This window comes from Pseudomonas peradeniyensis (genome assembly GCF_014268935.2).
Classification (GTDB): Bacteria; Pseudomonadota; Gammaproteobacteria; order Pseudomonadales; family Pseudomonadaceae; genus Aquipseudomonas; species Aquipseudomonas peradeniyensis.
Map to the genome: position 1 here is coordinate 249,726 of NZ_JABWRJ020000005.1, position 12,194 is coordinate 261,919.

The following is a 12,194-nucleotide window of genomic DNA, read 5'->3' on the forward strand; positions in this document are numbered from 1 at the left end:
GCGCCTGGACTGGCGCAGCTGTCGCTAGTTGAAGGCTTAGTTGATCTCTCGATCGTATCGCGGGGCAAGCCCGCTCCCACGCAATAGTCGTCGTTATATAGATCTCTGTAGGAGCGGGCTTGCCCCGCGAAAGGGTCGGAACAGCCAAATACATAATTAACTGTCAAACAACTAACTTAGATTTCTTGCTCTTGCTCTTGCTCTTGCTCTTGCTCTTGCTCTTGCTCTTGCTCTTGCTTCTAAGCGCGCGATAGTCCAGGCGCCGCCAATTGCGACTTCAGGAGGCCGAGCGGAGTTCTTGCGTAGTGGGGCGACGGCCATGGATGGCCGTCGAGCGCTGCGGCCCAGGATGGGCCGTACAGCGCGGTACCCACGGGAGCAAGAACGGAGCGAGGGGACCCGGAGCGAAGCGCAGGGGCCGGATGAATGGAGCGAGGATTTTTTGGTTCCTTTTTGATCCTTCAAAAAGGGACCCGCCGTAAGGGCGGAAAGGTGACTATGCGTCACCATCGCCAATGAATGCGCATAAAAAAATCAAAACAGTAATCCTTGAACCCGAACCCGAACCCGAACCCGAACCCGAACCCGAACCCGAGCCCCCGAAAACCCCCACCCCCAGAAAAGTTGGAAAGCTTCTTGCAAAGGCAGCGCCAGCCGCCACACAGGCGTCAAAGTTTTGCTTGAAGAGGAATCGCGGTGGATCGCACTCAGTTAATCAGCAACGCCCGCAACAACCTGGCCGGTCTCGGCCGGGGCAACCTCGGCGTGCCGCTGCTCCTGCTGGTGATGCTGGCAATGATGATGTTGCCGATCCCGCCGTTCCTGCTCGACGTGTTCTTCACCTTCAACATCGCCCTGTCGATCGTGGTCCTGCTGGTCTGCGTCTACGCCCTGCGCCCGTTGGACTTCGCCGCGTTCCCCACCATCCTGCTGGTGGCAACGCTCCTGCGCCTGGCGCTGAACGTCGCCTCCACCCGCGTGGTCATGCTCCACGGCCAGGAAGGCCACGGCGCCGCGGGCAAGGTGATCCAGGCCTTCGGTGAAGTGGTGATCGGCGGCAACTATGTCGTCGGTGCGGTGGTGTTCGCCATCCTCATGATCATCAACTTCGTCGTGGTGACCAAGGGTGCCGGGCGTATCTCCGAGGTGAGCGCGCGCTTCACCCTTGACGCCATGCCCGGCAAGCAGATGGCCATCGACGCCGACCTCAACGCTGGCCTGATCGACCAGGCCCAGGCCAAGTCGCGCCGCGCCGAGGTCGCCCAGGAAGCCGAGTTCTACGGCTCCATGGACGGTGCCAGCAAGTTCGTCCGCGGTGACGCCATCGCCGGCCTGCTGATCCTGTTCATCAACCTCATCGGCGGCATGCTGATCGGCATGCTGCAGCACGGCATGACCTTCGGCGACGCTGGCAAGGTCTACGCCCTGCTGACCATCGGTGACGGATTGGTGGCGCAATTGCCATCGTTGCTGCTGTCCACCGCCGCCGCGATCATGGTTACCCGCGCCTCGGGGTCCGAGGACATGGGCAAGCTGATCAACCGCCAGATGTTCGACTCGCCCAAGGCCCTGGCGGTCTCCGGCGCGTTGATGATCGTCATGGGCCTGGTGCCCGGCATGCCGCACATCGCCTTCCTCAGCCTGGGCGGGTTGGCTTGCGGTGGCGCCTACCTGGTGTGGAAGAAGCAGCAGAAGGCCAAGGTCGTGGCTGAGCAGGAGGCCCAGCGCCAGCAGGACCTGCTGCCGTCGCCGCAGCGCGCCATGGACACCAAGGAGCTGGGCTGGGACGACGTCACGCCCATCGACATGATCGGCCTTGAGGTCGGCTATCGCCTGATTCCGCTGGTGGATCGCAACCAGGGTGGCCAGTTGCTGGCGCGGATCAAGGGTGTGCGCAAGAAGCTCTCCCAGGACCTGGGCTTCCTCATGCCGACCGTGCACATCCGCGACAACCTCGACCTGCAGCCCAGTGCCTACCGCCTGACGCTGATGGGGGTGATCCTGGCCGAGGCCGAGATCTACCCGGATCGGGAGCTGGCGATCAACCCGGGCCAGGTGTTCGGCTCGGTCAATGGTATCGCCTCGCGCGATCCTGCCTTCGGCCTGGAAGCCGTGTGGATCGATGTCGGCCAGCGCGCCCAGGCGCAATCGTTGGGCTACACGGTGGTTGATGCCAGCACCGTGGTCGCCACCCACCTCAACCAGATCCTGCAGAAGCACTGCCACGAGCTGATCGGGCACGAGGAGGTGGTGCAACTGCTGCAGGTGCTGGCCAAGGTCTCGCCGAAGCTGGCCGAGGAGGTGGTGCCGGGTGTCATTTCCTTGTCGGGCCTGCTCAAGGTCCTGCAGGCGCTGCTCGCCGAGCAGGTACCGGTGCGTGACATCCGCAGCATTGCCGAAGCCATCGCCAACAACCCAGCTAAGAGTCAAGATACCGCCGCGCTGGTGGCGCTGGTGCGCGTCGGATTGTCCCGCGCCATCGTGCAAAGCATTGTCGGCGTTGAGTCCGAGCTGCCTGTGATTACCTTGGAGCCAAGGTTGGAACAGATCTTGCTCAATAGTTTGCAAAGGGCCGGGCAGGGTCAGGAAGATGGTGTTCTTCTTGAGCCGAGCATGGCCGAGAAGCTTCAGCGCTCGCTGATCGAGGCGGCCCAGCGTCAGGAAATGCAGGGTCAGCCGGCCATCCTCCTGGTCGCCGGCCCGATCCGCGCCATGCTGTCGCGCTTCGGTCGCCTGGCTGTACCGAATTTGCATGTTTTGGCGTATCAGGAAATACCTGACAACAAGCAAGTCACCATTGTTGCCACCGTGGGCCCCAACGGCTGAGGTAGTGGGTTATGCAAGTTAAGCGTTTTTTCGCCGCCGATATGCGTCAGGCCATGAAGCTGGTCCGGGATGAGCTCGGCTCCGACGCCGCCATCATCGGCAACCGCCGCATCGCTGGCGGTGTCGAACTGACGGCCGCGCTGGACTACAAGCTGTCCGCCCTGGCCCCACGCGTGCCCAATGCGGAGCTCGAGGACGAGCTGCGCAAGACGCAGTCGCGCATCGTCACCGCCCAGGCCGAACTGACCGGGCGCGGTGATGCCGTCGAAGGCGGCAACCGGCAATTGTTTGCCGGCCAGTCGCTGACTGCGTCCGAGCCGTTGATCGAACCGCACGTCGATGAGCCGGTGGTCGCGGCTGTGCCGGCAGCGGCTCCCGTCGATCCGCGTCTGTTCGATGCCATGCGCTCCGAGCTGACCGGCCTGCGCGAGCTGCTGGAAGTCCAGCTCGGCTCGCTCGCCTGGAGCCAGCTGCAGGGCAGCAAGCCACAGCAGGCCAACCTCTGGCGCCGACTGCAGCGCCTCGGCCTGTCCGGTGGCCTGGCCCGCGAGCTGCTCGACCTCACTGCCGAAATCGAAGACCCGCGTCATGCCTGGCGCATGGTCCTGGCGCACCTGGCGCGGATGATTGACATCCCCGAGATCGAACCGATCGAGGAGGGCGGGGTCATCGCCATGGTCGGCCCGGCCGGCATGGGCAAGACCACCACCCTGGCCAAGCTGGCTGCCCGCTATGTGCTCAAGTACGGCGCGAACAACCTGGCGCTGGTCAGCATGGACAGCTTCCGCATCGGCGCCCAGGAGCAGCTCAAGACCCTGGGGCGCATCCTCAACGTGCCGGTCACCTACGTCGACCCGGGCGAGTCGCTGGCCCAGGCGCTGGAACCGCTGCTGCGCAAGCGCGTGGTGCTGATCGATACCGCCGGCCTGCAGGCCAGCGACCCGGCGCTGCGCATGCAGCTCGAGACCCTGGCCGGGCGCGGTATTGCCGCCAAGAATTACCTGGTGCTGGCAACCACCAGCCAGAAGCAGGTGCTCACCGCCGCCTACCACAGCTACAAGCGCTGCGGCCTGGCCGGTTGCATCCTGACCAAGCTCGATGAAACGGCATGCCTCGGCGAAGTGCTGAGCCTTGCCATCAGTCATGAACTGCCGGTGGCCTATCTGACCGATGGGCCGCGCATTCCTGACGACCTGCAACTGCCGCGCAAGCACCAGCTGGTGAGTCGCGCGGTCAGCGTGCAGTTGCAGGACGAGCCCAGCGACGAGGCCATGGCCGACATGTTCGCTGATCTCTACCACAACCCTGGCAAGCGTGCGGGTTGAGGGTGAATACTGTGCAAAGTACCTACATCATGGGGTTGCCCGGCCGGACCGTGGCCTTGAACGTTCAGCCCCTCATGTGGCCTGGGTCCAAGCGAGACAAGGTAAAGAACAGACATGGGTAGCATGCATCCCGTACAGGTGATCGCCGTGACCGGTGGCAAAGGTGGCGTCGGCAAGACTAACGTTTCAGTGAACCTGTCCCTGGCACTGGCCGAGCTCGGCCGCCGGGTCATGTTGCTGGACGCCGACCTGGGCCTGGCCAATGTCGACGTTCTGCTGGGGCTCACGCCCAAGCGCACCCTGGCCGACGTCATCGAGGGTCGCTGCGAGCTGCGCGATGTGCTGCTGCAGGGTCCCGGCGGCGTGCGCATCGTCCCGGCAGCTTCCGGCACCCAGAGCATGGTGCACCTGGCGCCCGCCCAGCACGCCGGCCTGATCCAGGCCTTCAGCGAGATCGGCGACAACCTTGACGTGCTGGTGATCGACACCGCTGCGGGTATTGGTGACTCGGTGGTCAGCTTTGTCCGCGCCGCCCAGGAAGTGTTGCTGGTGGTGTGCGACGAGCCCACTTCGATCACCGACGCCTACGCCCTGATCAAGCTGCTCAACCGCGACTACGGGATGAATCGGTTCCGCGTGCTGGCCAACATGGCCCAGAGCCCGCAGGAAGGGCGCAACCTGTTCGCCAAGTTGACCAAGGTCACCGATCGCTTCCTTGACGTCGCCCTACAATACGTTGGCGCCGTGCCGTACGACGAGTGTGTGCGCAAGGCCGTGCAGAAGCAGCGGGCGGTCTACGAGGCCTTCCCTCGCTCCAAGTGCGCGCTGGCGTTCAAGGCCATCGCGCAGAAGGTCGACAGCTGGCCGTTGCCTGCAAACCCGCGCGGGCACCTGGAATTCTTCGTCGAGCGCCTGGTGCAGCCCACCAGTGCAGGGCCGGTGTTATGAACGCGAGTGGTTTCAAGATGTACAGCAAGGCCGCCAAGGACGCTCAGTACGAGCTGATCGAACGCTACGCGCCACTGGTCAAGCGTATCGCCTACCACCTGCTGGCGCGGCTGCCGGCCAACGTCCAGGTCGAGGACCTGATCCAGGCCGGGATGATCGGCCTGCTGGAAGTGGCCAACAAGTACGACGCCAGCAAGGGCGCCAGTTTCGAGACCTATGCCGGCATCCGCATCCGCGGCGCCATGCTCGACGAGGTGCGCAAGGGGGACTGGGCGCCACGCTCGGTGCACCGCAACACGCGCATGGTCAGTGACGCGATTCGCTGCGTTGAAGCAAAGACGGGGCGCGACGCTAAAGATCACGAGGTTGCTGCCGAACTCCAATTGAGTCTCGATGATTACTACGGGATTCTGAACGACACCCTGGGCAGCCGCCTGTTCAGTTTCGACGACCTGCTGCAGGACGGCGAACATGAGGGGCTGCACGAGGATGGCGCCAGCAACCAGCTGGAGCCGGCGCGGGACCTGGAGGACGAACGCTTCCAGGCCGCATTGGCCGAAGCGATCGCCAACCTGCCGGAACGCGAGCGCCTGGTCCTGGCGCTGTACTACGACGAAGAGCTGAACCTCAAGGAAATCGGTGAGGTGCTGGGGGTCAGCGAATCGCGTGTCAGCCAGTTGCACAGCCAGTGCGCGGCACGTCTGCGCAGTCGCCTGGGTGAATGGCGGGCGCGTTGAGCCAAGGTTCGATGCAGTCGTTTTTTGTGGTGCCGAATTGATTGAGTGCGCGCTCGGCGCCGAGCGCGTTTAAGACTGCTTGGAGGTCTAATTGAACAAAGACATGAAAATCCTCATCGTTGACGACTTTTCGACGATGCGGCGGATCATCAAGAACCTGTTGCGTGATCTGGGTTTCACCAACGTCAAGGAAGCCGATGACGGCAACACGGCACTGCCGATGCTCACCAGTGAGCACTTTGACTTCCTGGTGACCGACTGGAACATGCCGGGCATGACCGGTATCGACCTGCTTCGCGCGGTTCGCGCCGACGAGCGCCTGAAGCACCTGCCGGTGTTGATGGTCACCGCCGAAGCCAAGCGCGAGCAGATCATCGAAGCTGCCCAGGCCGGCGTAAACGGCTATGTGGTCAAGCCTTTCACCGCCCTGGCGCTGAAAGAAAAGATCGAGAAGATCTTCGAACGCGTCAACGGCTGAGTCACGTCTGGGGGGCGCAATGGAGTCAACCAACAACTCTTTGGGTGAGTTCGAATCAACCCTGAAGAAGCATGCCCAGGAGCTGGTCGAGAGCCTCGAGCGCGGCCGCTTCGGTGATGCGGTGCAGCTGATCCACCAACTGAACCAGACCCGCGACCGCGGGCTGTACCAGGAGGTTGGCAAGCTCACCCGTGAACTGCACAGTGCAATCGTCAACTTCCAGATCGACCCGTCCATGCCGCAGGCCGAGGAAGTGTCGCAGATTACCGACGCCGCCGAACGCCTCTCCTATGTGGTTCGCCTCACCGAAGGTGCGGCCAACCGCACCATGGACCTGGCGGAGGCGTGCACCCCGGTGCTCAACGACCTCGCCGCCGAGGCCCAGAGCCTGTCCGCCGACTGGCAGCGCTTCATGCGCCGCGAGGTGGCAGCGCCGGAATTCCGTGAGCTGGTCAAGCGTGTGGACAGTTTCCTGGCGCACAGCGCCGAAGGTAACCAGAAGGTCGCCGGCCATCTCAACGATATCGTCCTGGCCCAGGATTATCAGGATCTCACCGGCCAGGTGATCAAACGGGTGACCACGCTGGTCACCGAAGTCGAAAGCAATCTGCTCAAGCTCGTGCTGATGGCAAGCCAGGTCGACCGCTTTGCCGGGATCGAACATGACCACCAGCAGCTGCGCGCTGAAAAAGATCAAGAAAAACATCCGACTCGGGGTGAAGGTCCGCAGATTCATGCCGATAAGCGTGAAGACGTCGTGTCCAGCCAGGACGATGTCGACGATCTGTTGTCCAGCCTGGGTTTTTAAGGAGCACGTTTAATGAGCTTCGGCGCCGATGAAGAAATCCTTCAGGATTTCCTGGTAGAAGCCGGCGAAATCCTCGAGCAACTGTCCGAGCAATTGGTCGAGCTGGAAAGCCGGCCTGATGACGCGGACCTGCTCAACGCGATTTTCCGCGGTTTCCACACTGTAAAAGGGGGCGCCGGCTTCCTTCAGCTCAATGAGTTGGTGGAGTGCTGCCACATTGCCGAGAACGTGTTCGACATCCTGCGCAAAGGTGAGCGCCGGGTTGACGCGGAACTGATGGACGTGGTGCTCGAGGCCCTCGACACGGTCAACAGCATGTTTGGCCAGGTGCGCGAGCGTACCGATGTCACGCCGGCCACGCCGGAACTGCTGGCTGCGTTGTCGCGTCTGGCCGAGCCCGGTGGCGCCGAAGCCCCGGCCCCGGTGGTCGAGGCGGCGCCCGTGGTGGAAACCGCGGCTGCCGAGCCCGACATCACCGATACCGAGTTCGAGCAACTGCTTGACTCGCTCGATGCGGTCAAGGCTGAAGCCCAGGCTCATGAGCAACTGCAGGGTGAAGAAATTAGCGGTGGCGGTGACGAGATCACCGATGCCGAGTTCGAGTCGCTGCTCGACCAGCTACACGGCAAGGGCCAGTTCTCGGCCGATGCCGCCGTCAGCGCGCCTGCGGCAGCCGCTCCGGCCAGCGACGAGATCACCGACGATGAGTTCGAATCGCTGCTCGACCAGTTGCACGGCAAAGGCACCTTCGCCGTCGACGCACTGCCAGGCGCCGCTGCGCCAGCGGCCAGTGCCGCACCCGCTGCGGGCGATGAGAGCATCAGCGAACACGAATTCGAGGCGCTGCTCGACCAGTTGCACGGCAAGGGCAAGTTCTCCGGTGACGCAGTCACCGCCGAAGCACCTGCCGCTGCCGTTGCCGCACCTGTCGCGGCCAAGGCCGAGGTCAAGCCAGTTGCCAAGCCGGCCCCCGCGCCTGCTGCAGCTCCTGCTCCTGCTCCAGCTGCCGCCAAGCCTGCCGCTCCGGCCCGCGCCCCGGCGCCGGCCGCCGAGAAGCACGGCGCCAGCGAGGCAGAAACCACCGTGCGGGTCGATACCGCGCGCCTGGACGAGATCATGAACATGGTCGGCGAACTGGTGCTGGTGCGTAACCGCCTGGTGCGCCTGGGGCTCAACAGCGGCGACGAGGCCATGTCCAAGGCCGTGTCCAACCTCGACGTGGTCACCGCCGACCTGCAGACCGCGGTCATGAAGACCCGCATGCAGCCGATCAAGAAAGTCTTCGGCCGCTTCCCGCGCCTGGTTCGCGACCTGGCCCGCCAGCTCAAGAAAGAGATCAACCTCGAGCTGGTCGGTGAAGAGACCGACCTCGACAAGAACCTGGTCGAGGCCCTGGCCGACCCGTTGGTGCACTTGGTGCGCAACGCCGTCGACCATGGCGTCGAGATGCCCGACGAGCGCGAAGCCTCCGGCAAGTCGCGCATGGGCCGGGTGGTGCTGTCCGCCGAGCAGGAGGGCGACCACATCCTGTTGTCGATCTCCGACGACGGCAAGGGCATGGACCCGAGCATCCTGCGCGCCAAGGCGGTGGAAAAGGGCCTGATGGACAAGGACGCGGCCGATCGCCTGAGCGAGTCGGACTGCTACAACCTGATCTTCGCCCCGGGCTTCTCGACCAAGACCGAGATCTCCGACGTGTCCGGCCGCGGCGTCGGCATGGACGTGGTGAAGACCAAGATTTCCCAGCTCAACGGCTCGATCAATATCTTCTCGGCCAAGGGCCAGGGGTCGAAGATCGTCATCAAGGTGCCGCTGACCCTGGCGATCATGCCAACCCTGATGGTGATGCTGGGCAACCAGGCGTTCGCCTTCCCGCTGGTCAACGTCAACGAGATCTTCCACCTCGACCTGTCGCGCACCAACGTGGTCGACGGCCAGGAAGTGGTGATCGTGCGCGACAAGGCGCTGCCGCTGTTCTACCTCAAGCGCTGGCTGGTCCAGGACCACGAGCACGAGGAGCAGCACGAAGGCCATGTGGTGATCCTGTCGGTCGGCACCCAGCGCATCGGCTTCGTCGTCGACCAGCTGGTCGGCCAGGAGGAGGTGGTGATCAAGCCACTGGGCAAGATGCTGCAGGGCACCCCGGGCATGTCCGGCGCGACCATCACCGGTGACGGCCGGATCGCGCTGATCCTCGACGTCCCGAGCATGCTCAAGCGTTACGCCGCCCGGCGTATTTGATTTCGGTGGCGCGCCCTGGCGGGTGCGCCGCCTAATGGAGTGTTTATGGCAGTCAAGGTCCTGGTGGTGGATGATTCCGGTTTCTTCCGCCGCCGTGTCTCGGAAATTCTCTCGGCGGACCCGACGATCCAGGTCGTGGGTACCGCGACCAACGGCAAGGAAGCGATCGACCAGGCGCTGGCGCTCAAGCCCGATGTCATCACCATGGACTATGAAATGCCCATGATGGACGGCATCACCGCAGTGCGGCACATCATGCAGCGCTGCCCGACGCCGGTGCTGATGTTCTCCTCGCTGACCCACGAAGGCGCCCGCGTCACCCTCGACGCCCTGGACGCCGGTGCGGTCGACTACCTGCCGAAGAACTTCGAGGACATCTCGCGCAACCCGGAAAAGGTCAAGCAGATGCTTTGCGAGAAGGTCCACACTATCTCGCGCAGCAACCGCCGTTTCAGCGCCTATTCCAGCCCGGCGCCGGCTGCCACGCCGGCCCCGGCCAGCAGCCATGCGCCGGCCAGCAGCTTCGCCAGCACTGCCCCTGCGCGCACGGCCGCCCCGGTCCGTGCCGCGGCACCGGCTGCCGCGCATTCGCCAGCGCCCAAGCGCAAGCCGTACAAGCTGGTCGCCATCGGCACCTCCACCGGTGGTCCGGTGGCGCTGCAGCGGGTGCTGACCCAGCTGCCCGCCGGATTCCCGGCGCCGATCGTGCTGATCCAGCACATGCCGGCGGCCTTCACCAAGGCCTTCGCCGAGCGCCTGGACAAGCTGTGCAAGATCAGCGTCAAGGAAGCCGAGGACGGTGACGTGCTGCGTCCGGGCCTGGCCCTGCTGGCCCCGGGTGGCAAGCAGATGATGGTCGACGGCCGTGGCACGGTGAAGATCCTGCCGGGCGACGAGCGCCTGAACTACAAGCCCTGCGTCGATATCACCTTCGGTTCCGCCGCCAAGTCCTATGGCGACAAGGTGCTCTCGGTGGTGCTCACCGGCATGGGCGCCGACGGTCGCGAAGGCGCGCGCCTGCTCAAGCAGGGCGGCAGCACCGTATGGGCACAGGATGAAGCCAGCTGTGTGATCTATGGCATGCCCATGGCCATCGTCAAGGCCAACCTGGCCGATGCCGTGTACAGCCTTGACGAGATCGGCAAGCACCTGGTCGAGGCCTGCGTCTGATGGATGTGTTGAGCCTTATCGGCCTGATCCTCGCCTTTGTCGCCATTGTCGGCGGCAACTTCCTCGAGGGCGGCCACGTCGGTGCGCTGATCAACGGCCCGGCGGCATTGATCGTGCTGGGCGGCACCCTGGCGGCGGCGCTGTTGCAGTCGCCACTGTCGTCGTTCAAGCGCGCGCTGCAGATCGTGCGCTGGATCTTCTTCCCGCCGCGGGTGGACCTGCCCGGTGGCATCGACCGGGTGGTGAACTGGAGCCTGACCGCACGCAAGGAAGGCCTGCTGGGCCTGGAAGGCGTCGCCGACGCCGAGCCCGATCCCTACGCGCGCAAAGGCCTGCAACTGCTGGTCGACGGCGCCGAGCCGGAAGCCATCCGCAGCATCCTTGAAGTCGACTTCCTGACCCAGGAAGCCCGCGACATACAGGCTGCCAAGGTGTTCGAGAGCATGGGCGGCTACGCGCCGACCATCGGCATCATCGGTGCGGTGATGGGCCTGATCCACGTGATGGGCAACCTGGCCGATCCGTCGCAGCTGGGCAACGGCATTGCCGTGGCCTTCGTCGCCACCATCTACGGCGTGGCCAGCGCCAACCTGATCCTGCTGCCGGTCGCCAACAAGCTCAAGGCCATCACCCTGCGCCAATCGCGCTACCGCGAGATGTTGCTCGAGGGCCTGCTGTCGATCGCCGAAGGCGAGAACCCGCGCTCGATCGAGCTGAAGCTGCAAGGCTTCATGGAGTAAGCCATGGCCCGTCGTCGCAAGATCGAAGAGCACGAGAACCACGAGCGCTGGCTGGTCTCGTATGCCGACTTCATCACCCTGCTGTTCGCCTTCTTCGTGGTCATGTACTCGATCTCGTCGATCAACGAGGGCAAGTACAAGCAGATTTCCCAGGCGCTGATCGGGGTCTTCAATGACCCCGAACGCAGCATGAAGCCGATCCCCATCGGTGACGAGCGGCCACTGAGCGTCAAGCCCGCCGAGCCGCTGATCAAGGACAGCGAGCAGACCGACGCGGGCCTGGCGCAGACCAGCGTCGATCCGCTCAAGACCATCACCGACGATGTCCGCGACGCCTTCGGCGACCTGATCAAGTCCAACCAGATGACCGTGCGTGGCAACGAACTGTGGGTGGAGATCGAGCTCAACTCCTCGCTGCTGTTCGCCAGCGCCGACGCCATGCCCAGCGATGTCGCCTTCGAGATCATCGAGAAGGTGGCGAAGATCCTCAGGCCGTTCGCCAACCCGGTGCACGTCGAGGGCTTCACCGACAACCTGCCGATCCGCACCGCCCAGTACCCGACCAACTGGGAGCTGTCGTCGGCGCGGGCGGCGAGCATCGTCCGGCTGCTGGCCATGGAAGGGGTCAGCCCGGGGCGCATGGCCTCGGTGGGCTATGGCGAGTACCAGCCGGTGGCCAGCAACGACACCGCCGACGGGCGTGCGCGCAACCGTCGGGTGGTGCTGGTGATCTCGCGCAACCTGGAGGTGCGTCGCAGCCTGACCGGCAGCGGCAGCGCCAATGCCACCCCGGATGCGGCGATGCGCCGGGCTGGCACACAAAGTGCACCAGCCTCGCCAGCACCGTCGACCGGGGGCTGATTTCGTCAAATCCCCGTCACTGAATTTCACACCGTTCCCGGCAGGGCAGGCGGCCATACC

10 protein-coding genes are annotated in these 12,194 nt (G+C 64.2%); all 10 read left to right on the forward strand.

Annotated features, from left to right (window positions below; translation table 11 throughout):
- Window positions 1–696: 696 nt before the first annotated feature.
- Window positions 697–2,826 (forward strand): flagellar biosynthesis protein FlhA, encoded by a 2,130-nt coding sequence (flhA, locus tag HU751_RS25330; RefSeq protein ID WP_186735469.1) that lies wholly within the window; start codon window positions 697–699, stop codon window positions 2,824–2,826.
- Between the two features lie 11 nt (window positions 2,827–2,837).
- Window positions 2,838–4,151, forward strand: a complete 1,314-nt coding sequence (gene flhF, locus HU751_RS25335; RefSeq protein ID WP_186735471.1) for a flagellar biosynthesis GTPase FlhF — start codon at window positions 2,838–2,840, stop codon at window positions 4,149–4,151.
- Between the two features lie 114 nt (window positions 4,152–4,265).
- Window positions 4,266–5,099: a flagellar synthesis regulator FleN gene (gene fleN / locus HU751_RS25340; RefSeq protein ID WP_016393812.1), complete on the forward strand. Its 834-nt coding sequence runs from the start codon at window positions 4,266–4,268 to the stop codon at window positions 5,097–5,099.
- Entirely contained in the window at window positions 5,096–5,836 is a 741-nt protein-coding gene (gene fliA / locus HU751_RS25345; RefSeq protein ID WP_050706656.1) for an RNA polymerase sigma factor FliA, read from the forward strand. Before fleN ends, fliA begins: the two co-directional genes overlap by 4 nt.
- Before the next feature lie 103 nt (window positions 5,837–5,939).
- Window positions 5,940–6,314 (forward strand): chemotaxis response regulator CheY, encoded by a 375-nt coding sequence (locus HU751_RS25350; RefSeq protein ID WP_023630863.1) that lies wholly within the window; start codon window positions 5,940–5,942, stop codon window positions 6,312–6,314.
- 19 nt (window positions 6,315–6,333) lie between these two features.
- Window positions 6,334–7,122, forward strand: a complete 789-nt coding sequence (locus HU751_RS25355; protein ID WP_186715311.1) for a protein phosphatase CheZ — start codon at window positions 6,334–6,336, stop codon at window positions 7,120–7,122.
- 12 nt (window positions 7,123–7,134) lie between these two features.
- Window positions 7,135–9,363, forward strand: a complete 2,229-nt coding sequence (locus HU751_RS25360) for a chemotaxis protein CheA (protein ID WP_186735473.1) — start codon at window positions 7,135–7,137, stop codon at window positions 9,361–9,363.
- 45 nt (window positions 9,364–9,408) lie between these two features.
- Window positions 9,409–10,533 carry a protein-glutamate methylesterase/protein-glutamine glutaminase gene (locus HU751_RS25365; RefSeq protein WP_186735475.1) on the forward strand — a complete coding sequence of 375 codons (1,125 nt, stop codon included), beginning with the start codon at window positions 9,409–9,411 and terminating at the stop codon, window positions 10,531–10,533.
- Window positions 10,533–11,273, forward strand: a complete 741-nt coding sequence (locus HU751_RS25370; RefSeq protein ID WP_186735477.1) for a flagellar motor protein — start codon at window positions 10,533–10,535, stop codon at window positions 11,271–11,273. The genes HU751_RS25365 and HU751_RS25370 overlap by 1 nt, the downstream gene beginning before the upstream one ends.
- A gap of 3 nt (window positions 11,274–11,276) precedes the next feature.
- Window positions 11,277–12,134 (forward strand): flagellar motor protein MotD, encoded by an 858-nt coding sequence (gene motD / locus HU751_RS25375; RefSeq protein WP_186735479.1) that lies wholly within the window; start codon window positions 11,277–11,279, stop codon window positions 12,132–12,134.
- Window positions 12,135–12,194: the final 60 nt, after the last annotated feature.